Source organism: Amycolatopsis sp. NPDC088138, assembly GCF_044741685.1.
Lineage (GTDB): Bacteria > Actinomycetota > Actinomycetes > Mycobacteriales > Pseudonocardiaceae > Amycolatopsis.
This window is the reverse complement of the sequence record NZ_JBIUTB010000005.1, coordinates 982,363-1,004,631: the sequence shown is the minus strand read 5'-3', so window position 1 is coordinate 1,004,631 and position 22,269 is coordinate 982,363. Positions and strand designations below refer to the sequence as shown.

Below are 22,269 nucleotides of genomic sequence, written 5' to 3'. Positions count from 1 at the left end.
TTGTCTTGCGGCGAAAGGAAAGCAGATGCCCGTCGAGTTCGTCGGCATGATCGGCACCCGGGACGCGAGCGAGACCCGGCCGGCCAGAGGCCCGGTGATCGACCCCGGTTACGTCCGGCGGTTCGCCCGCGCCCACGAGGACGGCGGCTTCGACCGCGTGCTGATCGGGTACGGCGCGGGCTGGCCGGAGGGCCAGCAGGTGGCGGCCTACGCGGCCGCCCACACCGAGCGCCTCGGCCTGCTCATCGCGCACCGCCCGGGGTTCGTCGCCCCGACACTGGCGGCGCGCGCGTTCGCCACCCTCGACCACTTCAGCGGCGGCCGCGTCGCCGTGCACACCATCACCGGCGGCAGCGACGTCGAGCAGGCCCGCGACGGCGACTACCTCGGCAAGGACGAGCGCTACGAGCGCACCGACGAGTACCTGGAGATCCTCAAGCGCTCCTGGACGTCGGGCGACGCGTTTTCCCACCACGGCAAGCACTACCGGCTCGACGACTACACCCCGCAGGTCCGGCCGCTGCAGAACCCGCGGATCCCGGTCTACTTCGGCGGTTCGTCGGAAGCCGCCTACCGGGTCGGCGGCAAGCACGCCGACGTCTTCGCGCTCTGGGGCGAACCACTGGCCGAAACGGCCGAGCAGATCGCCGCCGTCCGGGCCGCGGCCAAGGCCGCCGGACGGCTCACGCTCCCCGGGATCAGCGTGTCGTTCCGCCCGATCCTCGGCCCCACCGAGGACCTCGCCTGGGAACGCGCGCAGCGGATCCTCGACACCATCACCGCGTCCGGCGCGGCGAAGGCGGCCCGCGAGTGGCGCGACGGCGGCCAGCCGACCAACGTCGGCAGCGTCCGGCTGCTGGCCGCGGCCGCGAAGGCCGACCGGCACGACCGTGCACTGTGGACACCCACGGCCACCGCGACCGGTGCCGCGGGCAACTCGACCGCACTCGTGGGCACCCCCGAGACGGTGGCGCAGGCCCTGCTGGACTACGTCGACATCGGCGTCACCACGCTGCTCATCCGCGGCTACGACCCCCTCGACGACGCGATCGACTACGGCAGGCACCTGCTGCCGCTGGTCCGTTCGGAGCTCGCCCGCCGCGGGCGGAAGCCGGCCGCGGCGGCCGCCGTATGACACTCGCCCCACCGAGCCCCGCGAGCTGGGCCCCACCCGCCGGGACGACGGTCCGCGGCACGGTGGTGCTGCTGCCGGGCCGCGGCGAGCACGCCGGGATCTACCCCCGGCTGGGCGCCCGGCTCGCGTTCGACGGCTACCGCGTCACGGTCCCGCCGGCCGACCTGCCCGTGAAGGTCACCGCGGGCCCGGGTCCCGTGGTGCTGCTCGGCCACGACACCGGCGCCGTCCGGGCCCTGGACCTCGCCGCGAGCCTGCCGGTCGACGCCGTGATCGCCAGCGGGCTCCCGCTCGGCGGTTCCGGCAGCTGGGACGACGAACTGGACGCGCGGACCGCCTGCCCGGTCCACCGCGCCCTGCTCGACGCCGACGACGGGTTCGCCCGCGGTGAGCTGCACACGCCCGTCGCGAGCCCGCTCGCGGAGCCCGAGGTCCCGGTCCTGGTCCTGCACGGTGAAGCCGACAAGGTGGCCGACCCGAACGCCGCCCGCGCGTATGCGGCGAAGCTGCCGAAGAGCCGGTTCGTGCTCGTCGGCGGCGGCCGGCACGACGTGCTCAACGACGTCGACCACCGCAGCGTCGCGGCCGAGATCGTCCAGTTCCTGGAATGGCTGCGGGCCGGAACGGGCACACCGGCGCTGGTCCGGGGATGATGGCGGGCATGCGCATCTCGGCCAGGGCGGACTACGCGATCAGGGTCCTGCTGGAGCTCGCCGCGGACACCACGCGGCCGATCACCTGCGAAGCCGTCGCGTCCACCCAGGACATCCCGGCGCGGTTCATCAAGGCCGTGCTGCGCGACCTGCGCCAGGCCGGGCTGGTCCGCAGCCAGCGCGGCTGCGAGGGCGGCTACTGGCTGGCCAGGGACGCGGCGGAGATCACCGTGCGGGACGCCGTCGTCGCGGTCGACGGCGAGTTCCTGAGCGTCCGCGGCGAGCCCCGCCCGGCCCTGGCCTACCACGGCACGGCCGCCGGGCTCACGCCGTTCTGGTCCGGGCTCGAGTCCGGACTGGCCGCCATCCTGCGCGCGACGACCATCGCCGACCTGCTCACCGACGCGGCCGCCGAAGTCGCGACCTGAAAGGACAGCCATGACCGACCTCTGGCACCAGCCCCTGCGCCACATCCGGGGCGCGGACCTCACCGGCGACACCAACCAGACCACCGGGATGAAACGCCTGGAAGCGATCTCCGGCAAGACCGTCGGGTCCCAGAAGGTCTGGATGGGCGAGACGCACGTCGCGCCGGAGACCAACTCCGGCGACCACCACCACGGCGAGGCCGAAACCGCCATCTACGTCAAGTCCGGCCACCCCGTGTTCGTCTTCGCCGACGGTGACGAGGAAATCCGCCTGGAGACCGGCCCCGGGGACTACATCTTCGTGCCGCCGTACGTGCCGCACCGCGAGGAGAACCCGACCGGCGAAGAGGCGGTCGTGATCATCGCGCGCAGCAGTCAGGAAGGCATCGTGGTCAACCTGCCGAGTCTCTGGTCCCCGGTCGACGTCCCCACGGATTGACCCGTGGCGCTCGAAGTCGTCGAGTACACCGACCCCGCCTGCCCGTGGGCGTGGGGCTCGGAGCCGAAGTTCCGCCGGCTGCGCGGAAACCTCCCCGGCGCCCGGTGGCGCCGGGTGTTCGGCATCCTCTTCGACGACGACGAGGACCCGGCGCCGGATCCGGCCGCCGAGGCCGCCTGGTACGCGAAGTTCATCGACGGCGTCACCGAGCACACCGGCGCCCCGAAGCCGGCCCGTCTCGAGTGGGTGGCGCGGACGAGCTGGCCGGCATCGCTGGCTGCGAAAGCCGCTGAGGCCCAAGGGGAAACCGTCGCCGACCTCGTCCTGACCCGGCTGCGCGAGACGACGTTCGTCCTCGGCACCCCGGCCGACGACACCGAGCGGGTGCTCGCCGCCGTCGACGGTGTCCCCGGTCTCGACCTCGCGGCGTTGCACACGGCCATGCTGGGTGACGAAGTCCGCCAGGCCGTGCGCGAGGACTGGCGCGAAACCCGGAACCCGTGCCCGGAAGTCCTCGACATCACCGCGCCCGGACCGCACAGCGGCCGCGCGAAGCACCTCGAGCACCACGTCCGCTACGCCCTGCCGACGCTGACCTTCACCGGCCCCGGCGGCCGGTTCGTCGTGCCCGGCTGGCGTCCGCTGCGGGAGTACGCCGACGCCGTGCGCGCGGCCACCGGCGTCCCGCTCGAGGACTGTCCACTGTAGAGCCTTCCCGGCTCGTGGGAACCCGCCCGGGAGCGTTGACTCTCCCGGGTCTCCCGGCAGAATAGACACATGCCGGTGACCATTTGGTCCGCGCCACCGGCTTTTCCTCCGGCGACACCGTTTTGGGGAGTTCCCGCATGCCTTCGAAACCCCGGCTCGCGCTGCTACTGCTGGCCGCCCTGCTCGGCCTGACCACGCTCACCGCGTGCGGATCGTCCACTTCGGACGCCTCGGGTGAGGTGGTGCTGCGCGTCGGCGACCAGACCGGCGCCACGCAGTCCCGGCTGAAGGCCGCCGGCCTGCTCGACAACCTGCCGTACAAGATCGAGTGGTCGCAGTTCGCCGCGGCCGTCAACCTGCACGAGGCCCTGCGCGCCGACGCGATCGACATCGGCGGTGCCAACGACTCCCCCACCGTCACCGCGATCGCCGGCGGTTCGAAGATCAAGGTGGCCGCGGCCTGGAGCAACGGCGGCAAGGGCACCTACATCCTGGTGCCCAAGGACAGCCCGATCCGCACGCTGGCCGACCTCAAGGGAAAGCGGGTCTCCCCGACCACCCGCGGCAGCGTCGCACACTACCTGGTGATCGGCGCGCTGAAGCAGGCCGGGCTGAGCGACAAGGACGTCAAGCTGAACTTCCTCGCCCCGACCGAGGCGAACTCCGCCTTCGCGACCGGCAGCATCGACGCCTGGGCCACCTGGAGCGTCTACGCCGCCCGCGCCCGCGGCGAACTCGGCGCGCGGGTCCTCAGCGACGGCGCGGGCATCAACAGCGGGCTGAACGTCCTGTCCGCCACCGACACCGCGCTCGCCGACCCGCGCAAGCGGACGGCGATCCAGGACTTCGCCAGCCGCGTCGACAAGGGTTACGCCTGGTCGAAGGACAACCCCGACGCGTTCGACAAGTGGTACGCGGGCTTCGCGCACCAGCCGATCGAGGTCGCCACCCAGGTCCGGCCGGACGAGACGACCTACCAGCGCATCCCGGTCGACGCCGCGCTCGCCGGCCAGCTGCAGAAGACCTACGACACCTGGGTCCAGCAAGGGTTGTTCCCCGGTGGCAAGGACTTGAGCAAGTACATCGACTCGGGAATCGATCCGCGGTGACGCGCGCCGTGGTCGTCCCGTCGGCGTCGCTTCCCGCGAGTGCGCGGGCACACGGCCGCGGATTCCCGTACCGCGCGGTGTCGTGGCTGACGCCGGTCGCCGTGCTCGCGCTCTGGGAACTGCTGGCGCGCCTGGGAGTGCTGCCCAAGCAGGTGCTCCCGGCGCCGAGCAGCGTCCTGGCCAAGGCCGGTGACCTGCTCGCCGACGGCGAGCTGACGGCGAACCTGCTGGCCAGCCTGCAGCGCTCGGCCACCGGGTTCGCCATCGGGGCAAGCCTCGGCGTCGCGCTCGGGCTGCTCGTCGGACTGTCCAAAGTGGCCGAAGCGCTGCTCGACCGCAGCATCCAGATGGTGCGCGCGGTCCCGTTCCTGGCCATCCTGCCGCTGGTCATCGTCTGGTTCGGGATCGGCGAGGCCGGGAAGATCTTCCTGATCTCGCTGGGCTCCGCCGTGCCGTTGTACCTGACGACGGTGCTCGGCATCCGCCAGATCGACCCGAAGCTCCTGGAGATGACCGACGTCGTCGGTCTCGGCCGCACGGCGCAGATCCGGTGGGTGGTCCTGCCGGGTGCGCTGCCCTCGATCCTGGGCGGGCTGCGGCTGTCGCTCACCGCGGCCTGGCTCGCGCTGGTCATCGCGGAAACCCTCGGCGCCGACGCCGGGCTCGGGTTCATGGCCACCAACGCCCGGGAGTTCCTGCAGACCGACGTGATCGTGCTCGTCGTGATCATCTACGCCGTGATCGGGATCCTCTGCGACCTCGTGACCCGGCTGCTCGAACGCCGCCTGCTGCGCTGGCACCCCACCTACGCCCGCCTGACCGCCTGAGGAACCCCGATGACACTCTCGCGACGCACGTTCCTGACCGCTGCCGGACTGGCCGCCGTGGCCGCACCGCTCGCCGCCTGCGCCACCGGCTCGGCCGGCGGCGCCACCCAGGGCAAGGTCCGGCTGACCTACAGCACGATCTCGCTGCCCAAGGCCCGGGGTGTGCTGGAGAAGACGCTCAAGGACCAGGGCATCACGGTCGAGTGGGTCGGGCCGTTCCCCAACCACGCGCCGACCCTGCAGGCCGTCGTCGGCGGCACCGCGGACTTCAGCTTCGGCGGCAGCACCACCCCGGCCGACCAGGCGATCCTCTCCGGCGCCGACCTCGTCTACGTCGCCTGGGCCGCGTCCACCCCGCGCACCACGGCGATCGTCGCCGGGGCGAACAGCGGGATCCAGAAGGTCACCGATCTGGCGGGCAAGACCGTCGCCGTCAACAAAGCCGGGCTCGGCGAGTTCCTTCTTGTTGCGGCCCTGGAGAAGTACCAGGTGCCGCGCGAGTCCGTGAAGGTCACCTACCTCAACCCGCCCGAGGCGTCGGCCGCGTTCGGCGCCGGGAAGATCGACGCCTGGGCCATCTGGCAGGGCTTCCGCGAGATCGCCGAGGTGCAGTACGGCGCCAAGCCGATCTTCGTCGACGGCGACGAGCTGGACTTCCAGATCGACTTCACCAGCTACCTCGTCCGCCGCGAGTACGCCGAGCAGAACGCCGACACGATCCGCAAGGTGATCACGGCGTTCCAGGCCGACCAGGACTGGCAGAACCAGCACTACAAGGAATCCCTCGACATCGGCAACGCCGTCTCGCACTACCCGCAGGCGGTGCTGGACAAGATGGCCGCGAAGAACGTCCAGACGAAGCTGTCGCTCATCAACGACGACGGGATCGCGCAGCTGCAGCGCGGTGCCGACTGGCTGAGCCAACGCAAGATCCTGAGCGGACCGATCACCGTCGCCGACCACGCGGTGAAGCTGTGACGACCGCCGTGCGCGTCCGCGCGCTGACCAAGGGTTTCGGTGATCGATCCGTCCTCAACGGACTCGACCTCGACATCGCGCCCGGCGAGTTCGTCGCGCTGATCGGCGAAAGCGGTTGCGGCAAAACGACGTTGCTGCGGCTGCTGGCCGGGCTCGACGAGCCCGACGGCGGCGACCTGACCGCGCCGCCCGAGCGGATGGTGGTGTTCCAGGAGCACCGGCTGCTGCCGTGGCGGCCGGTCTGGCAGAACGTCGCGGTCGGCCTCCCCCGCGCCGGGGCACGTGACGCCGCGACCCGGGCCCTGGCCGAGGTCGGCCTGACCGGGCACGCCGACGCCTGGCCCGCAACGCTCTCCGGCGGCGAGGCCCAGCGCGTCGCGCTCGCGCGGGCGCTGGTCCGCGAGCCGCGCCTGCTGCTGCTCGACGAGCCGTTCGCCGCGCTCGACGCGCTCACCCGGATCAAGATGCACGCCCTCGTCCGGCGGCTGGTGGACGTCCACCGCCCGGCCGTCCTGCTGGTCACCCACGACGTCGACGAGGCGATCCTGCTCGCCGACCGGGTCGTCGCGCTGCGCGAAGGCCGGCTCGCGGCCGAACACCGCGTCACCCTCGACGGCGAACGCACCCGCCGCAACCCCGAGTTCGAAGAGCTGCGCTACCGGCTGCTCGCCGAGCTCGGGGTCGCGGCCGACGCCGAACTGGCGGAGTCGCGATGACCGCTGACCTCGAACTCGCCGCCGACGTGCTCGTCGTCGGCGGGGGTCTCGCCGCGACCTGGACCGCCTTGGCCGCGGCCCAGGCCGGCGGGACCGTCGTCCTGGCCGACAAGGGTTACTGCGGCACCAGCGGCGTCACCGCCACGGCCGGGGTGACGCACTGGTTCGTGCCGCCGGAGCGGCACGAAGAGGCGGTCGCGGAACGGCACGCGCACGCCGGCGGGCTCGCGGATCCCGAGCAGGCGCTGCGGGTGCTGCGCACCACGTGGGAGCGGCTGCCCACTTTGGACAAGTACTACCCGTTCCCGGTCCGCGACGGGCAGCCCGACCGGACCAACAACGTCCGCGGCCCGGAGTACCTGCGCGCGATGCGCGGGCTGATCCACCGGGCGGGCGTCCGGATCCTCGACCACCACCCGGCGCTGGAACTGCTGCTGCGGCCGGACGGCTCGGCCGGCGGCGCGGCCGGGGTACGCCGTCAGGCCGGGGGCAGCTGGCGCGTCCGGGCGGGCGCGGTGGTGCTGGCGACCGGCGGGACGGCGTTCCGCTCGAACCTGCTCGGCTCACGCGGCAACACCGGCGACGGGCACCTGATGGCCGTCGAGGCCGGCGCGCGGCTGTCGGGCATGGAGTTCTCGAACTACTACACGCTCGCCCCGGCGTACTCGACGATGGCGCGGTCGATGTCTTACCTCTTCGGGACCTACACCGACGCCGACGGCGCCGAGATCGAGCTGGGCCGGAACCGCAACCGGGACCTCGGTGCCGCGCTGCTGCGCGGGCCCGTGTTCACCACCCTCGACCGGACGCCGGCCTGGGTGCGGGAGCGGATCCATCTGGTGCAGCCCAACTTCCTGCTGCCGTTCACCCGGCGCGGCATCAACCCGTTCACCGAGCGGTTCGAGGTCACGCTGCTCGGTGAGGGCACGATCCGCGGCGTCGGCGGCCTGGTCGTCACCGGCCCGGACTGCACCACCGACGTCCCCGGGCTGTTCGCCGCGGGTGACGTCGCCAGCCGGGTGCCGGTGGTCGGCGCGATCTCCGGCGGCGGCTCGCCGAACTCCGCGTGGGCGGTGTCCTCGGGCACCTGGGCCGGGCGCGCCGCGGTCCGGCACGCCCGTTCGGCGGGTTCGGCGCCGCTGCACACGGCAGGTCGCGCGGGGATCCGCCCGAGCGGCCGTCCGTCCACTGTGGACACGGCCGCTGTGGTCGACGTCGTGCGCGACGAGCTGAACGCCTACGACAAGAACATGTTCCGCGACGAGCCCGGTCTCCGAGCCTCTTTGTCTACATTGGATTCCCTGTGGACGGTCGTCGACGGCGGCCTGACCGGGACCGGCCGCGACGCCGTCACGGCCCGCGAAACCGCGTCGCTGGTGGCCATGGGCCGCTGGGTCAAGGCGGCGGCCCTGCGCCGCCACGAGACCCGGGGCATGCACTGGCGCACCGACGACCCCGCCTGGAAGGAGGCCGTCGCGTGATCGAACTCGTGCTCGCCGACCGCTGCATCGAGTGTGACAAGTGCGTGCGGGTCTGCCCGACCGACGTCTTCGACGCCGTCCCCGGCGCCCCGCCCGTCATCGCCCGCCAGGCCGACTGCCAGACGTGCTTCCTGTGCGAGCTGTACTGCCCGGTCGACGCGCTGTTCGTCGACCCCGACTGCCGCACCCCGGTCGCGGCCGACGAAGACGCCGTCCGGGGCACGGACTGGCCCGCCCAGTACCGGCGCGACTCCGGCTGGGGCCGGGCGCGCCGCACCCACCCGAACGAGAGCTGGCGGATGGGCGACATCTTCGCCATCGCCCGCGCACTAGGACAGGAGACACCGTGAGCGTCGAATTCATCGGTTATGCCGCCGCCCGTCAGGCCAGCGAGATCGTCGCGCCGGAGGGGCCGATCATCCAGCCCGGCTACCTGCGCGAGGTCGCCCGCGCCCACGAAGAAGCCGGGTTCGACCGGGTGCTGATCGCCCAGTCGGCGAGCAGCCCGGACGGCTTCGTGCTCGCCGACCAGGTGCTGGCCGCCACCGAGCGGCTCGGCGTGCTGCTCGCCCACCGGCCCGGGTTCGTCGCGCCCACCCAGGCGGCGCGCAAGTTCGCCACGCTCGACGCGTTCCACCCCGGCCGGATCGCGCTGCACGTGATCACCGGCGGGGACGACGCCGACCAGGCCCGCGACGGCGACCTCACCGACAAGGCCACCCGCTACCGGCGCACGGACGACTTCCTGTCCGTCGTGCGGAAGACGTGGGACGCGGCCGAGCCGTTCGACCACGACGGCGAGTTCTACCAGGTCCGCGGCGCACGCTCGGACGTCCGCCCGGCCGGCGGGATCCCGGTCTACTTCGGCGGCGCGTCGGCCGACGCCATCCGGGTCGGTGCGAAGCACGCCGACGTCTACGCCTTCTGGGGCGAACCCCTCGCCGGGATCGCCCAGCGCATCGAGGAGGTCCGGGCCGCGGCCGCGCCGCACGGGCGCACCCCGGCGTTCAGCGTCAGCCTCCGCCCGATCCCGGCGGCGACCGAAGCCGAGGCCTGGGAGCGGGCCCGCGACATCCTGCGGCTCACCCAGGACCGGGTGAGCGAGTTCAAGGGCGTCCGCGACTCCACCGCCGCCGTCGGCTCGCAGCGGCTGCTCGAAGCCGCGGCGACCGGCGAGGTCCACGACGAGCGGCTGTGGACGGCGGTGGCCAAGACGACCGGCGCGGCCGGGAACTCGACCGCGCTGGTCGGCAGCTACGAGCAGGTCGCGGACTCGCTGCTGGACTACCTCCGGCTCGGCGTCGGCACCCTGCTGATCCGCGGGTTCTCACCGCTGGCCGACGCGCGGGACTACGGCACGCTCGTCCGGCTGGTCCGCGAGCGCGCCGGCGCGGTTACCGTCGGGGTATGAGGCCGAGCACGTCGCACTGGGGTGCGTTCTCCGCCGATGTCACCGGCGGCCGGCTGCGGGTCGTCCCGCACCCGGCCGACCCGGCGCCGTCACCGCTGCTCGGGAACCTGGCCGCGGCGCTGGACCACCCGAGCCGGGTCGCCCGGCCCGCGGTGCGCCGCGGCTGGCTCGAGGACGGTCCCGGGCCCGACGAGCGGCGCGGCCGGGACGAGTTCGTCGAACTGCCGTGGGACGAGGTCCTCGACCGGCTCGCCGCCGAACTCGCCCGGGTCCGGGAGGAGCACGGCAACCAGGCGATCTTCGGCGGCTCCTACGGCTGGGCCAGCGCCGGGCGGTTCCACCACGCGCAGAGCCAGCTGCACCGGTTCCTCAACACCATCGGCGGTTACACCGGCTCCCGCAACAGCTACAGCAACGGGACGTCGTCGGTGCTGCTGCCGCACGTCGTCGGCGACGCGCACGCGGTGCTGCGGCAGGCGTCGACCTGGCCGACGATCGCCGAGCACACCGAGCTGATCGTGGCCTTCGGCGGCGTGCCGGAGAAGAACGTGTTCGTCACGCCCGGCGGGGTCACCGAGCACGGCACACCCGGGCACCTCGCCCGGCTGCGCGCCCGGGTCGCGCTCGTGAGCCCGCTGCGTGACGACCTGCCGTCCACAGTGGACGCCCGGTGGTACCCGGTCAAGCCGGCCACCGACACGGCGCTGATGCTGGGTCTGGCCCACACGCTCGTCGTCGAAGGCCTGCACGATCGCGCTTTCCTGGCCCGGTACTGCGCCGGGTACGCCGAGTTCGAGCGGTACCTGCTGGAGACGGGCAAGGACGCGCGGTGGGCCGGCGGGATCACCGGCATCCCGGCCGCCGACATCGTCACGCTGGCCCGGGAGATGGCCACCCACCGGACGCTGGTCACGGTGACGTGGTCGTTGCAGCGCACCGAACACGGCGAGCAGCCGGTGTGGGCGGGTATCGCCTTGGCCGCGATGCTCGGGCAGATCGGCCTGCCGGGCGGCGGGTTCGGGCACGGTTACGGCTCGATGGGCGACGTCGGCGACACCGGCCCGGAGGTCCGGACGCCGCACCTGCCCCAGGGCCTCAACCCGGTCCGCGAGTTCATCCCGGTCGCCCGGATCGCGGACCTGCTGCTGCACCCCGGCGAGTCCTACGACTACGACGGCGAAGTCCGGCGGTACCCGGACATCCGGCTCGTCCACTGGGCGGGTGGCAACCCGTTCCACCACCACCAGGACCTCAACCGGCTGCGCCGCGCGTTCACCCGGCCGGACACGGTGGTGGTGCACGAGCCGTTCTGGACCGCGACGGCCCGGCACGCCGACATCGTCCTGCCGGTCACGACGACGCTCGAACGCGAAGATCTCGGCTCCGGGCGCCGCGACACCCACCTGATCGCGATGCACCGGATCGCCGAGCCGCGCGGTGAGGCCCGCGACGACTACACGATCTTCGCGGGTCTGGCCGAGCGGCTCGGCGTCTCCGCGCAGTTCACCGAGGGACGGACCGCTCGCCAGTGGCTGGAGCACCTCTACGAGGACTGGCGAGGCCCGGACGTTCCGTCGTTCGAGGAGTTCTGGGCGGCGGGCGAGCTGCGGCTCCCGCCGGGACCGGCGCACCACACGCTGCTGGCGGACTTCCGCGCCGACCCGGACGTCCACCCGCTGAAAACGCCGAGCGGGCAGATCGAGATCACCTCGGCGGTCGTCGCCGGGTTCGCGTACGACGACTGCCCCGGCCACCCGGTCTGGTTGCCACCCAGCGAAACCGGGCCGTTGTGGTTGATCGCGAACCAGCCGCGCACCCGGCTGCACAGCCAGCTCGACGGCGGCGACGTCAGCCGCGCGGGCAAGGTGGCGGGCCGTGAGGCGATCCGCCTCAACCCGGCCGACGCCGCGGCCCGGGGCATCGGTCCCGGCGACGTGGTCCGGGTGTTCAACACGCGAGGTGCCTGCCTGGCGGGCGCGGTCCTCGACGACGCCGTGCGTCCCGGCGTCGCCCAGCTCCCGACCGGGGCCTGGTTCGACCCGGTCGACGACCACCCGGCGGGCGCGTTGTGCGCCCACGGCAACCCGAACGTGCTGACCGCGGACGTGCCGTCGTCCCGGCTGTCCCAGGGATGCGCGGGCCAGCACGCGGCCGTGGACGTGGAGCGTTTCGAGGGGCCGCTCCCCGAGGTCACCGCGCTGCGGCCGCCCCCGCTCACACCCCGATGACCTCGGCGGCTCGCGGGCAGGCCATCTCCGGCACCGGCGCACGGTCCAGCAGAGCTGCACCGCCGATGGCTCGATGCATCCGGAAACGCTCGCCTGCCCCGTCGAAGGACTGCTCTTCGCGGCCGAGAACCTGGCGTCCGACGCACCGGTCAGCGGCGGTGCAGCTCCTTGACCTGGCCTTCCACGACCAGCGAGTCGGTCGTGCTGACCAGGTGCGCGAGCATCGTGTCGGCGGCGGCGGTGGCCTGGCCCGCCCGGATGGCGTCGGCGATCCGGCGGTGGTCGTCGAGCGACACGCTCGGCTGGCCCGTGCGCGTCAGCGACGTCGCGGACGTGCGGTCCAGCGCCTGGCTCATGCTGTCCAGCAGGCCGATCAGGATCGGGTTGTGCGAGGCCGTCGCGACGCCGCGGTGGAAGCGCCGGTCGCCGGCCAGGCCGGGCTCGCCGGCCGCGACCTCGCGGTCCATGTCCTCGAGCGCGGCGCCGAGCTCCGCGAGGTCCTCGGCCGTGGCGCGCTGAGCCGCGAGGCGCGCGCACTGCGTTTCCAGCGCCTGGCGGGTCTCCCAGATCGCGGGGTGGTCGAGGTGGGTTTCGACGAGCTCGGCGGCCAGCGACGGGATGAGGTCCTCGGGACGGCGAAGCAGGTAGATGCCGTCGCCGTGGCGGACGTCGACCTCGCCGCGGGCCCGCAGCGCGGTGATCGCCTCCCGGATCGAGGACCGGCCCACGGAAAGCGCCTTCGCGAGATCCCGTTCGGTCATCAGCCGGTCGCCGGGCTGCAACCGGTTGACGTCGATGAACTCGCGCAGCCGGTCGCTGACCTGCTCGTACAACGGCCTGCGGTCCACGGGACGCATCGGCGCCACACCGCGCCGCTCCTCACTCATGACACTCCCCCGACGGCGGTACGACCTCTCGGGTCGCCAGGTGATCCGGTGGTCTGATCATACGCGCCGCCGTGGGGTCCCGGTGACGCCGCGGCGCGGCGCCACCGGGCGGCTGGTCACCCGGTGCCGAAGAACCGCGCGTACAGGCGGCCGGCGGCCTCCGTGGCGTCGGGCAGGTGCTTCGCCGTGTCCGCGAGCAGCGTGGCGCGCTCGCCGCCGGCTTCCGCGAGCAGCTTCAGGCGGCGGTCGCTGTCCATCCACCGGGTGAGCTGCTCCTCGGTGACCTCGGGGTGGAACTGCACCCCGAGGTGCGGCCCGTGGCGGAACGCCTGGACACAGAGACCGGCGGCCAGGACCGTCGCCGTCGGCGGCGCGGTGATCTCGTCACCATGCCATTCGAACCAGGTCCCGCCGACGAGCCCGGAGTACTGCAGGTCGGCCCGTGGCGCGACCGCGGTCCACCCGCGTTCGATCGTCGCCGCCCGGTGCACGGCACCGCCGAACAGCTGGGCCAGCACCTGCGCGCCGAAGCAGATCCCGAGCACCGGTGTGCCCAGCGCGATCGACGCGCGGACGAACTCCCGCTCCGCCGCGAGCCACGGGAGGCTCTCGTCGTAGGCGGCTTCCCGGCTGCCCAGCACCACCACGGCCCGGTGCCGGCGCAGCGGGGGCAGGATCCCGGACGGCACGTCGACGAGCTCCCACGGCAGACCGTTGCCAGTCAGCCAGGCCCCGAGATTGCCAGGGCCCGCATCGTCCTGGTGCTGCAGGACGAGCACCGTCTCCTCGTCAGTCACGAGGGCTCCCTTCGACAAAAGCGCTGGCCTCGCGGCGGGTGCGGTCGACCGTCACGGAGAAGACGTCCGGCCGGCTGTAGTGGCCCGTCGGGTCGAACGTCAGCCGCTCGCGGCCGACGACCCGCAGGTCGAGATCCGCCACGATCAACCCCTCTTCGCCGCGGACCGGCTCGATCACCCAGGACCCGTCGGGCGCCGCGATGCCCGAGCCGCCGTCGAACGGCATCCGCGCCGAGTTGTCCCGCACCTGCTCGGCCAGCGGGAAGTCGCCCGGGACGTCGTCGACGGTGAGGATCCCGGCCGCCGCGACGGCGAAGACCCTTCCTTCCATCGCGGTGAAGCGGGTGACGTCGCGGCTGACCTTGCTCGCGCCCGGCCAGGTGCCGAAGTGGACCTGCTCCCCGGCCGCGTAGAGCGCGTGCCGGGCCTGGGGCATCCAGTTCTCCCAGCAGTTCAGGCCGCCGACCCTGGCCGGGCCGACCACGTGCGTGCGCAGGCCGGCCCCGTCACCCTGCGCCCACACCAGGCGCTCGTCGTAGGTGGGCACCAGCTTGCGGTGGTGCCCGACGAGGCCGCCGTCCGGGCTGATGGTGAGCAGCGTGCAGTACACCGACCCGCTCGCCGGGCCGCTCCCCCGCTCGGAGACGCCGACGAGCAACGTCAGGCCCAGGTCGGCCGCGAGGCCCTCGAGCTCACGCTGCTCGGGGCCGCCGACCTCGACGGCGGAGTCGAGGTAGTAGGCGTAACAAGCCTTCTGCGCCGCGTCGTCGAAGCTGGCGCCGTGGGTGCGGGTGAGCCAGAACGGGTAGCCCGACAGGTACGTCTCCGGGAACGCGAGGACCCGGGCGCCCTCGGCGGCGGCCAGGTGCGCCGCCTCGGCGAGCCGCTTCATGCGCGCGCCGACGTCGAGCCACCGGCCGCCGAGCTGCGCGGCGGCCACCGTGATCGTCGAGCGCGGGTCGGGATCCGGGAGCCGGGACGAGGCCAGGACACGCAGACCCGCGTCGCCGGTCACGTCAGTAGACCTCGAAGTACTCACGCTGCTCCCAATCGGTCACCGCGGCGTTGAACCGGGAGACCTCGTGCCGTTTGAGGGTCGAGAGGTATTCGACGAAGGGATCGCCGAGCTCGGCGCGCAGCACGCTGCTGGCGGCGAACAGCTCGACGGCCTCCTGCAGGCTCGACGGCAGCGGCTCGGCCTCGGCCCGGTACGGCTCGTCGGCCGACGGGCCCGGGTCGAGCTTGTTGCGCAGGCCGTCGCGCCCGCTGACGATCTGCGAGGCGAGGTAGAGGTACGGGTTCGCGGCGGGCTCGCCGGCCCGGTTCTCGAGGTGGGTGTTGGCGTCCCCGCGGGCGCCGGCGACGCGCACGAGGGCACCGCGGTTCTCCTCCGCCCACGCGATGCGGTCGGGCGCGAACGAGTCGGGGCGGTAGCGCTTGTACCCGTTGACCGTCGGGGTGCTGAGCACGGAACACGCCTTGGCGTGCTCCAGCAGGCCCGCCATCCAGTGCCGGCCGGTGTCGGAGAGCAGCTCGTCGGCCGAGGAGCCGGCGAACCCGTTCTCCACCTCGGGGCTGCTCAGCGACTGGTGCAGGTGCCAGCCGCTGGAGAAGGCGTTGGGGAAGGCCGGGCGGGACATGAACGTGGCGTGGTACCCGTGGCGCCGGCTCAGCTGCTTCACCGCGCTGCGCAACAGGATCGCCGCGTCGGCGGCCTGCAGGCCGGGCATCGGCTCGAAGGTGAACTCGGTCTGCCCCGGTCCCCACTCGTCCTCGACGGTGGCCAGCGGCAGGCCCAGCTCGACGACGTTGTCCCGCAGGACGTCGAGGATCCCGGCGATCTCGTCACCGCGGTTTTCGGTCAGGTACTGGAAACCGTGGGAGACGGCGCTGACCGTCGGCGGGTCCGGCGGGTAGCCGCACGACTCGAACGCCAGGCGCGGGTCGTCGAGCTTGGTGAGGTAGAACTCCAGCTCGATGCCCGCGACGAAGCTCCACCCGTCGCCGGCGAGCCGGTCCAGCTGGGTCTGCAGCACCCCGCGTGTGTCGAACGGGACGACCTCTCCGGAGCGGTAGTGCAGGTTGCTGAGCACCCAGCCGGTCTTGTCGAGCCACGGCAGGACGCGGAAGGTCGCCGGATCCGGCACGAGGACGCCGTCCGGCAGCCCGGTGAGCCGGGGGTCGCCGAACCCGTCGGCCGCGAACGGCGGGACCGCGGGGTTGTTCGTGGTGTCGAAGATCAGGGTCGCGGTCTGGAAGTCCTTGCCGGTGCGCAGCACGGACAGGAAGTGCCCGGCCTCCAGGGTCTTGCCGCGGAGGATGCCGTGCTGGTCGCCCCAGCTGATCCTGACCTGGCGCAGGCCGAGCTCCTCGACCTGGGCCGCGACGCGGTCCGCTTGCTCCTGCTGTTCGGCGCTCCACAGCCCGTGGCGGCGGATGAACGGTGTACCCATCAGCATCTCCTTCAGGTCAGGTGGTCAGACCACTCGGCGCACAGTGGAATCAGGCCTGGGCCGGCGCATGCGAACTCCGCCGGACGAGCTCCCCCGCCGCCCACTCGGACACGATCCCGAGTGCCACCCCCACCACGAACGCGATGGCGGTGGACGCGACGTCCAGGTCGTTGCCGAACAGCGACGCGGCCCCCAGGAACGCCGCCGGGATGAACGCCAGCGGCGGCCACCCCGCCTGCACGCACATGGCGAAGGCGATCACGGCGACCGCGACGGGCAGGGCCCCGCCCCAGCCGCCGAGCAGGCCGGCGCCGAGGACGGCCAGCCAGCCCCAGACGATGCCGGACAGGCCGGCGGCGGCCGTCTTGACCAGGCCGGCCGTCTTGCCGCCGGCCGCGAAGAACGCGGCCCACGACACGACGGCCACCCACGTCGGCAAGCCGGTCAGCTCGCTGACCCAGGTCCACAACCCGGCCAGGAGCCCCACGGTGATCCCGGTGGCGGTGAGAGCGCGCACGAAATTCTCCTCACGTCGCTGTGAAGGAAGCAGGTCATCAGGTGGTCTGACCACTGGACCACGTCAGTCTGACCAGGCGCGATCGCCGTTGTCAAGCGTCGTCGAGGGCGGCACCCAGCTCGGCGACGAGGTCGGCGGGCTCCTCGATGCCGACCGAGAGGCGGATCAGCCCGCCGGTGATCCCGAGGACGTCCAGGTCGTCCGCAGCCAGGGACCGGTGCGTGGTCGTGGCGGGGTGGACGAGGGTCGTCGCGACGTCGGCCAGGCTGGGCGACAGCGGGATCGACGGCCCGAGGCGGCGGATGAGCTCGTCGACGGCGGGGCGGCCGCCGCCGAGCTCGAAGGAGAGCATGCCGCCCGTTCCGTCCGGGTAGAGCCGGGCCGCGGTGGCGGCGTGCGGGTGGCCGGGGGCCGCCGGGTGGTGCACCCGCGTGACCGCCGGGTGCGTGGCGAGGAACTCCGCGACGGCCGTCGCGCCCCGGGTGTGCGCCCGCATCCGCAGCGGGAGGGTTTTGAGGCCCAGCAGGGCCATCCAGGCGTCGAACGGGCCCAGCGTGGCGCCGAGGTGGACCACGGACTGCCGGATCCGCCCGACGAGTTCGGCGTCGCCGGCGACGATGCCGCCCATCGCGGCGGAGTGGCCGCCGAGGTACTTGGGAATGCTGTGCCACACCAGGTCGGCGCCGTGCTCGAGCGGCCGGATCAGGGCCGGGGTGGCGAACGTCGAGTCGACGGCGAAGGTGGCACCGGCCGTCGAGGCGAGGGCCGCGAGCGCGGGCAGGTCGGGGACCCGCATCGTCGGGTTCGTCAGGGCCTCGACGAGCAGGAGCCGGGTTCGCGGTGTGAGGGCGCGCTCGACTTCGCCGAGGTCGGCGGCGTCGACGAGGGTCGTCTCGATGCCGAGCCGCGGGAGGTCGACCTCGAGCAGGCTGCGGGTGCCGCCGTAGGCGTTGCGGTCGGCGACGACGTGGCCGCCGGTCTCGACGAGGGCGAGCACCGTCCCGGTGAGCGCGGCCATGCCGGACGCGGCGGAGACCGCGTCGGCCGCGCCTTCGAGGTCCGCGACGGCCTCTTCCAGCACCTGGCCGTTGTAGTGCCCGAACCGGTAGTAGACCTGCCCGCTTTCCTCACCGTCGAGGACCCGGTGCAGGGACGCGAGGTCCGGGTAGGTGTGCACGGTGCTCTGGTGCAGGGCCGGGGCCAGCGGCAGGGCCGCGCCGGGAGGGGTGTGGGTGCCCGCTCGCGCGGCACGGGTCGTCGGATGCAGGCCGGGGTTCATCGTCACCGTCCACTTCGGATTGTCGATGCGGGGAACGGAAAGCACGGCGGCCGCCCGCGGGGGTACGGGCGGCCGCCGGCCGGGCATCAGAAGGTCAGGACCTGGTAACCGGACTCCACCAGCTCCCGGATGCTCGCGACACCGGGGGTGCCGGGCGCCAGGTTCTGGCCGACCTGCTTGATCTCCTCGGCCTCGATGCCCTCGGTCGCGCCGAAGACGGTCGTGCAGCCGGAGGAGGCCACGGTGGCGACCTGCTTCTTCACCGCGGTGTAGAGCTCGTGCGCGGGGTGGGCCGAGTCCGCCAGGACGGCCGGCCAGCGGGTGCCGGTCCCCTGGAACAGCACCAGGGCCTCACCGGCCTGCGCGAACTCCCACGCCGTGGCGAGGGCGTCGAACACCCGGCCCAGTGCTTCGTCGGTGCCGGTCGACGGGTCGGACAGCACCACGACTGCGGTCTTGCTGCTCATGGAACGTGCTCCTCGGGATCGTTGGGGTGAACGATCTCATTTTTACCGTACGTTCGGTAATATTCAAGAGTGGCGCTCGTCACGCTGCCTGGGCGGGTTTTTTACCGTACGTTCGGTAATACGTGTGCCACCATCCACCCCGAGGAGGACCCATGACCGGACCACCGACTGCCGTGATCCACCTTGGACCGTACACAGTGGACAGTGGGGCGACCTACTCCTTGACGAGCGCGTCCAGGTAGTCGTCCATCGCCTGCAGGTTCTTCGCCAGGAGGGCGAGCCGTTCGGCCATGCGGCCGCGTTCCTGCCGGATCCGGCTGACGAAATCCGGTGCGGGATAACGGGATTCCGCCGCTTCGGCCAGGCAAGGCAGCACCGCCCGGATGATTTCGGTCGTCAGCCCGGCCTCCAGCAGGCTGCGAATCTGCTGGACCCGCTCGACCTGGGCCTCGTCGTAGTCGCGGTAGCCGTTCTCCTGGCGCAGGGGATCCAGGAGACCTTGCTCCTCGTAGTAACGCAGCAGCCGCGCGGAAACGCCGGTCCGCTCGGACAACTCCTTGATCCTCATCACAACTCCCGCAAAGCCACTAGCCTTCACATCGATGTCAAGGTTGGAGTCTAGCCGAGTCCCTCACCGACTCCGACCACAAAGGACACTCGTGACCATCTCACAGATGAAAGTTTCGGCAACCGCGTCCGCGCAACGGCTGCCACTGCGCCCGTTGATCGCGCTCTTCGTCGCCGGGCTGATCACCACCCTGACCGAGGCGCTGCCGGCCGGCGTGCTGCCGCAGATGAGCCGGGCACTGGGAGTTTCGGAATCCGTGGCCGGCCAGACGGTCACGATTTACGCGGTCGGCACCCTGCTGACGGCGATCCCCGTCACCTTGGCCACCGCCTCGTGGCCGAGACGTCACCTGCTCCTGGTGGCGCTGGCCGGGTTCGTGGTCGCCAACCTGGTGACCGCGGTTTCCCTCAGCTTCCCCGTCACGATGGGCGCGCGGTTCATCGCGGGTGCTTCCTCCGGTGTCGTCTGGAGCCTTCTCGGCGGGTACGCGTCCCGGCTGGTCGGTCCCGGGCTCAAGGGACGGGCGATGGCCTTCGCCATGGCCGGCACCCCCGTGGCCCTCTCCCTCGGCGTCCCCGTGGGGGCGTACCTCGGCAAAGCGGTCGGGTGGCAGCTCACCTTCGGCGCCGTCACCGCCCTCACCGGCCTGCTGATCCTCTGGACCCTGTGGAGCCTCCCCAACTTCCCCGGGCAGAAGGCCGAAGACCGGGTACCGCTGCGCCGGATCCTGCGGCTGCACGGCATCCGCACCGTCCTCGCGGTAACCGGCGCGTTCGTGCTCGCACACACCATCCTCTACACCTACATCGCGCCGATCCTCACCGCCGCCGGCCTGCAGGAACAGGTGCAGTGGATCCTGCTCGACTTCGGCATCGCCTCGATCCTCAGCATCTGGCTCACCGGCGTGCTCATCGACCGGCACCACCGCAAGCTGGTCGTCCTCAGCACCGCGCTCTTCGCCGTGGCCGCGGGCGTGCTGGCCGTTGCGGCCTCCAGCCCGGCCGTCGACTACGTCACGGTCGCGGCCTGGGGACTCGCCTTCGGCGGAGCGGCCACCCTGCTGCAGTCGGCACTGATGCGAGCCGCGGGCAAACACGCCGACGCCGCCCAGTCCTCGATGGTCACCACCTGGAACCTGGGCATCGGCCTCGGCGGACTGGCCGGCGGCGCACTGCTCGCCGGCTTCGGCCCCGAGTCCCTCATCATCGCGGCCGTCGTGCTCCTCGTCCCGACCGCGCTCGCCGTGCTCCTCGCTCGAACTCACGCGTTCCCCGCGCGGAACTCCGTCTCCGGCCGGTAGCGCCGGCGCTCACTCGAAAATCATCGTCGTCAGGAGATCGTCATGTCAGTTTCGGATCTGTTCGAACCGCTCCCCCTCGCCCACGGCCCGGCCATGCGCAACCGTTTCATGCTGGCGCCGCTCACCAACCAGCAAAGTGAACACGACGGCTCGGCGTCCCCCTTCGACCAGGAGTGGATCAGGCAGCTCGCCCAAAGCGACTACGCCCTGATCCAGACCTGCGCCGCCACCGTCGAGGCCGGCGGCATCGCCTTCGACCGGCAGCTCGGCATCCACTCCGACACCCACCTGCCCGGCCTGACCGAGATGGCCGGCTCGATCCGGAAGGGCGGCGGCCTGTCCGCGGTGCAGCTGCACCACGCCGGCCACCGCGCCCGCCCGGAACTGGGCGGAATTCCCTCTCCCGCATCCGATTCCACGGTGCCCGGCGTCAAAGCACTGACGACCGACCAGGTGGAGGGAATCCGCGACAGCTTCATCGCCGCCGCCCAGCGAGCCGAACAGGCCGGGTTCGACGGCGTCGCCGTCCACGGCGCCTTCGGCTGGATCCTGTCGGAATTCATGTCACCCCTGCTCAACAACCGCACCGACAAGTACGGCGGCAGCACCGAAAACCGCGCCCGCCTCACCATCGAAGTCATCGAAGGAATCCGCCAGGCGTGCGGCCCCGACTTCCAGATCGGCTGGCGCCTGTCGGTCGAACGCTACGGGCTGAAACTCGAAGAACTGCGGGACATCACCGCCGAGATCCTCGACCACGAGCTGATCGACTACCTCGACCTGGCCCTGTGGGACTCCGCCCAGATCGTCCGCGAGGGAGCGTTCCGCGGGCAGCGCATGCTCGGCGTCTTCACCGACCTTCCCCGGAAGAGCGTCCGGGTGGGGACGGCGGGCAAGATCATGAGCGCCGAGCGCGCCGGGCAGCTGCTCGACGAGGGCTGCGACTTCGTGCTGATCGGCCGGGCCGGCATTCTCCAGCGGGACTTCCCCCGGCAGGTCAAGGCGAATCCGCGGTACGACAGCGCGAAGCTGCCGGTGACGGCGCAGTACCTGCGCACCGGCGGGCTGAGCGAGCGCTTCATCAACTACGTGAGCGGCTGGCCGAGCTTCGTCTACTGAGCGACCATCACCCACCTACCCAGGATCGAGGAACATGAGCACGCACAAGGCCGACATCAACTTCTACTTCGACCCGATCTGCCCGTTCGCCTGGATGACGAGCAAGTGGATCCGGATCGTGCAGGCACAACGCGACTACACCGTCGACTGGCGGTTCATCTCCCTGCGCCTGATCAACGCGCACCTCGACTACGACACGCACTTCCCGCCGGAGTACGAGGCCCAGCACACCGCGGGCCTGCGGCTGCTGCGGGTCGCGTCGGCGGTCCGCGAAAAGCACGGCCGCGAGGCGATCGGCCCGCTCTACGCGGCCTTCGGCGCGCGCATCCTCGAAGCCGGGCCCGACGAGGGCAAGACCCCCGGCTGGCAGGGCACTCCCGAGCTCGCCGCCGACGCGCTCGCCGAGGCCGGCCTGCCGACCTCGCTCGCCGACGCTCTCGACGACACGACCCGTGACGCCGAGATCCAAGCCGAATCGGACGAGGCGTTGTCGTTGACGGGCAAGGACGTCGGCACGCCGATCGTCCACTTCGAACCGCCCGAGGGTGTCGCCTTCTTCGGGCCGGTGATCAGCCGCCTGCCCGACGAGGACCAGGCCGGAGAGCTGTGGGACCACGTCATCGGCCTCGCACGGTTCCCCGGCTTCGCCGAACTCAAGCGCAGCCTGCGCGAGCGTCCGCAGCTCCCGTCCTTCGGCGTCACGGCAGAAGAGACGGGCAAGACCGAGGACTGGCACGCCGGGAGCCGCCGGCTCAAGAAGTGATCCACG

Annotated in this window: 24 protein-coding genes; 16 read left to right on the top strand and 8 right to left on the bottom strand. The window is 72.1% G+C overall.

Translation table 11 applies throughout. The features are described from left to right. The first annotated feature begins 25 nt into the window (after positions 1–25). The 13 genes from ACIOD2_RS31180 to ACIOD2_RS31120 all read left to right on the top strand — a co-directional run bounded on the left by ACIOD2_RS31180 (position 26) and on the right by ACIOD2_RS31120 (position 12,113). The gene (locus ACIOD2_RS31180; protein ID WP_323329934.1) at positions 26–1,135 is read left to right on the top strand and encodes an LLM class flavin-dependent oxidoreductase; all 1,110 of its coding nucleotides are present in this window, start codon (positions 26–28) and stop codon (positions 1,133–1,135) included. Further along, positions 1,132–1,788: an alpha/beta hydrolase gene (locus tag ACIOD2_RS31175; RefSeq protein ID WP_400545824.1), complete on the top strand. Its 657-nt coding sequence runs from the start codon at positions 1,132–1,134 to the stop codon at positions 1,786–1,788. The genes ACIOD2_RS31180 and ACIOD2_RS31175 overlap by 4 nt, the downstream gene beginning before the upstream one ends. Positions 1,789–1,796: 8 nt before the next feature. Next, positions 1,797–2,216, top strand: a complete 420-nt coding sequence (locus ACIOD2_RS31170) for an RrF2 family transcriptional regulator (RefSeq protein WP_400545821.1) — start codon at positions 1,797–1,799, stop codon at positions 2,214–2,216. A 10-nt stretch (positions 2,217–2,226) separates the two neighbouring features. Beyond that, positions 2,227–2,655, top strand: a complete 429-nt coding sequence (locus ACIOD2_RS31165; RefSeq protein ID WP_400545818.1) for a cupin domain-containing protein — start codon at positions 2,227–2,229, stop codon at positions 2,653–2,655. Positions 2,656–2,658: 3 nt separating this feature from the next. After that, a complete protein-coding gene (locus tag ACIOD2_RS31160) occupies positions 2,659–3,363 on the top strand; it encodes a DsbA family protein (protein ID WP_400545815.1) in 705 nt (234 codons plus the stop codon). 137 nt (positions 3,364–3,500) lie between these two features. Then, the gene (locus ACIOD2_RS31155; protein ID WP_400545813.1) at positions 3,501–4,472 is read left to right on the top strand and encodes an ABC transporter substrate-binding protein; all 972 of its coding nucleotides are present in this window, start codon (positions 3,501–3,503) and stop codon (positions 4,470–4,472) included. Then, positions 4,469–5,299 carry an ABC transporter permease subunit gene (locus tag ACIOD2_RS31150; protein WP_400545810.1) on the top strand — a complete coding sequence of 277 codons (831 nt, stop codon included), beginning with the start codon at positions 4,469–4,471 and terminating at the stop codon, positions 5,297–5,299. The genes ACIOD2_RS31155 and ACIOD2_RS31150 overlap by 4 nt, the downstream gene beginning before the upstream one ends. Positions 5,300–5,308: 9 nt before the next feature. Beyond that, the gene (locus ACIOD2_RS31145; RefSeq protein ID WP_400545807.1) at positions 5,309–6,277 is read left to right on the top strand and encodes an aliphatic sulfonate ABC transporter substrate-binding protein; all 969 of its coding nucleotides are present in this window, start codon (positions 5,309–5,311) and stop codon (positions 6,275–6,277) included. Further along, positions 6,274–6,993: an ABC transporter ATP-binding protein gene (locus tag ACIOD2_RS31140; protein ID WP_400545804.1), complete on the top strand. Its 720-nt coding sequence runs from the start codon at positions 6,274–6,276 to the stop codon at positions 6,991–6,993. The genes ACIOD2_RS31145 and ACIOD2_RS31140 overlap by 4 nt, the downstream gene beginning before the upstream one ends. Continuing rightward, complete coding sequence (locus ACIOD2_RS31135) at positions 6,990–8,474, top strand: FAD-binding protein (RefSeq protein WP_400545801.1); 1,485 nt, start codon at positions 6,990–6,992, stop codon at positions 8,472–8,474. Before ACIOD2_RS31140 ends, ACIOD2_RS31135 begins: the two co-directional genes overlap by 4 nt. After that, positions 8,471–8,824 carry a 4Fe-4S dicluster-binding protein gene (locus tag ACIOD2_RS31130; RefSeq protein WP_400545798.1) on the top strand — a complete coding sequence of 118 codons (354 nt, stop codon included), beginning with the start codon at positions 8,471–8,473 and terminating at the stop codon, positions 8,822–8,824. Before ACIOD2_RS31135 ends, ACIOD2_RS31130 begins: the two co-directional genes overlap by 4 nt. Further along, positions 8,821–9,885, top strand: coding sequence for an LLM class flavin-dependent oxidoreductase (locus tag ACIOD2_RS31125; RefSeq protein ID WP_400545795.1), 1,065 nt, complete (start codon positions 8,821–8,823; stop codon positions 9,883–9,885). Before ACIOD2_RS31130 ends, ACIOD2_RS31125 begins: the two co-directional genes overlap by 4 nt. Continuing rightward, a complete protein-coding gene (locus tag ACIOD2_RS31120) occupies positions 9,882–12,113 on the top strand; it encodes a molybdopterin-dependent oxidoreductase (protein WP_400545792.1) in 2,232 nt (743 codons plus the stop codon). The genes ACIOD2_RS31125 and ACIOD2_RS31120 overlap by 4 nt, the downstream gene beginning before the upstream one ends. 149 nt (positions 12,114–12,262) lie before the next feature. Here the strand turns inward: ACIOD2_RS31120 and ACIOD2_RS31115 are convergent, their stop codons facing one another. From ACIOD2_RS31115 to ACIOD2_RS31080, 8 genes are all read right to left on the bottom strand, one after another. After that, entirely contained in the window at positions 12,263–13,000 is a 738-nt protein-coding gene (locus ACIOD2_RS31115; RefSeq protein WP_400545789.1) for a FadR/GntR family transcriptional regulator, read from the bottom strand. Positions 13,001–13,116: 116 nt separating this feature from the next. After that, positions 13,117–13,797, bottom strand: coding sequence for a type 1 glutamine amidotransferase (locus ACIOD2_RS31110; RefSeq protein ID WP_400545786.1), 681 nt, complete (start codon positions 13,795–13,797; stop codon positions 13,117–13,119). Beyond that, on the bottom strand, positions 13,790–14,812 hold the full coding sequence (locus ACIOD2_RS31105; protein ID WP_400545783.1) for a carbon-nitrogen hydrolase family protein: 1,023 nt from the start codon (positions 14,810–14,812) through the stop codon (positions 13,790–13,792). Before ACIOD2_RS31105 ends, ACIOD2_RS31110 begins: the two co-directional genes overlap by 8 nt. Before the next feature lies 1 nt (position 14,813). Further along, entirely contained in the window at positions 14,814–16,250 is a 1,437-nt protein-coding gene (locus tag ACIOD2_RS31100; protein ID WP_400545780.1) for a glutamine synthetase family protein, read from the bottom strand. 49 nt (positions 16,251–16,299) lie between these two features. Continuing rightward, on the bottom strand, positions 16,300–16,767 hold the full coding sequence (locus tag ACIOD2_RS31095) for a DUF1097 domain-containing protein (RefSeq protein ID WP_400545777.1): 468 nt from the start codon (positions 16,765–16,767) through the stop codon (positions 16,300–16,302). A gap of 91 nt (positions 16,768–16,858) precedes the next feature. Beyond that, entirely contained in the window at positions 16,859–18,091 is a 1,233-nt protein-coding gene (locus tag ACIOD2_RS31090; protein WP_400545774.1) for a trans-sulfuration enzyme family protein, read from the bottom strand. A gap of 41 nt (positions 18,092–18,132) precedes the next feature. After that, a complete protein-coding gene (locus ACIOD2_RS31085; protein ID WP_400545771.1) occupies positions 18,133–18,513 on the bottom strand; it encodes a hypothetical protein in 381 nt (126 codons plus the stop codon). Between the two features lie 214 nt (positions 18,514–18,727). Then, positions 18,728–19,081 carry a MerR family transcriptional regulator gene (locus ACIOD2_RS31080; protein WP_400545768.1) on the bottom strand — a complete coding sequence of 118 codons (354 nt, stop codon included), beginning with the start codon at positions 19,079–19,081 and terminating at the stop codon, positions 18,728–18,730. 106 nt (positions 19,082–19,187) lie between these two features. Between ACIOD2_RS31080 and ACIOD2_RS31075 the strand changes: the two genes are divergently transcribed. From ACIOD2_RS31075 to ACIOD2_RS31065, 3 genes are read left to right on the top strand one after another with little or no spacing between them, the layout of a single operon-like run. Then, entirely contained in the window at positions 19,188–20,381 is a 1,194-nt protein-coding gene (locus ACIOD2_RS31075; protein ID WP_400545765.1) for an MFS transporter, read from the top strand. A 42-nt stretch (positions 20,382–20,423) separates the two neighbouring features. After that, on the top strand, positions 20,424–21,500 hold the full coding sequence (locus ACIOD2_RS31070) for an NADH:flavin oxidoreductase (protein ID WP_400545762.1): 1,077 nt from the start codon (positions 20,424–20,426) through the stop codon (positions 21,498–21,500). Positions 21,501–21,534: 34 nt separating this feature from the next. Continuing rightward, positions 21,535–22,263 carry a hypothetical protein gene (locus tag ACIOD2_RS31065; RefSeq protein WP_400545759.1) on the top strand — a complete coding sequence of 243 codons (729 nt, stop codon included), beginning with the start codon at positions 21,535–21,537 and terminating at the stop codon, positions 22,261–22,263. Positions 22,264–22,269: the final 6 nt, after the last annotated feature.

What these genes read in the sequence shown, in the direction of transcription:
- ACIOD2_RS31180 (WP_323329934.1), top strand. Translation starts at nt 26, where the DNA reads ATGCCCGTCGAGTTCGTCGGCATGATCGGCACCCGGGACGCGAGCGAG.
- ACIOD2_RS31175 (WP_400545824.1), top strand. Translation starts at nt 1,132, where the DNA reads ATGACACTCGCCCCACCGAGCCCCGCGAGCTGGGCCCCACCCGCCGGG.
- ACIOD2_RS31170 (WP_400545821.1), top strand. Translation starts at nt 1,797, where the DNA reads ATGCGCATCTCGGCCAGGGCGGACTACGCGATCAGGGTCCTGCTGGAG.
- ACIOD2_RS31165 (WP_400545818.1), top strand. Translation starts at nt 2,227, where the DNA reads ATGACCGACCTCTGGCACCAGCCCCTGCGCCACATCCGGGGCGCGGAC.
- ACIOD2_RS31155 (WP_400545813.1), top strand. Translation starts at nt 3,501, where the DNA reads ATGCCTTCGAAACCCCGGCTCGCGCTGCTACTGCTGGCCGCCCTGCTC.
- ACIOD2_RS31145 (WP_400545807.1), top strand. Translation starts at nt 5,309, where the DNA reads ATGACACTCTCGCGACGCACGTTCCTGACCGCTGCCGGACTGGCCGCC.
- ACIOD2_RS31135 (WP_400545801.1), top strand. Translation starts at nt 6,990, where the DNA reads ATGACCGCTGACCTCGAACTCGCCGCCGACGTGCTCGTCGTCGGCGGG.
- ACIOD2_RS31120 (WP_400545792.1), top strand. Translation starts at nt 9,882, where the DNA reads ATGAGGCCGAGCACGTCGCACTGGGGTGCGTTCTCCGCCGATGTCACC.
- ACIOD2_RS31115 (WP_400545789.1), bottom strand. Translation starts at nt 13,000, where the DNA reads ATGAGTGAGGAGCGGCGCGGTGTGGCGCCGATGCGTCCCGTGGACCGC.
- ACIOD2_RS31100 (WP_400545780.1), bottom strand. Translation starts at nt 16,250, where the DNA reads ATGGGTACACCGTTCATCCGCCGCCACGGGCTGTGGAGCGCCGAACAG.
- ACIOD2_RS31085 (WP_400545771.1), bottom strand. Translation starts at nt 18,513, where the DNA reads ATGAGCAGCAAGACCGCAGTCGTGGTGCTGTCCGACCCGTCGACCGGC.
- ACIOD2_RS31080 (WP_400545768.1), bottom strand. Translation starts at nt 19,081, where the DNA reads ATGAGGATCAAGGAGTTGTCCGAGCGGACCGGCGTTTCCGCGCGGCTG.
- ACIOD2_RS31075 (WP_400545765.1), top strand. Translation starts at nt 19,188, where the DNA reads ATGAAAGTTTCGGCAACCGCGTCCGCGCAACGGCTGCCACTGCGCCCG.
- ACIOD2_RS31070 (WP_400545762.1), top strand. Translation starts at nt 20,424, where the DNA reads ATGTCAGTTTCGGATCTGTTCGAACCGCTCCCCCTCGCCCACGGCCCG.
- ACIOD2_RS31065 (WP_400545759.1), top strand. Translation starts at nt 21,535, where the DNA reads ATGAGCACGCACAAGGCCGACATCAACTTCTACTTCGACCCGATCTGC.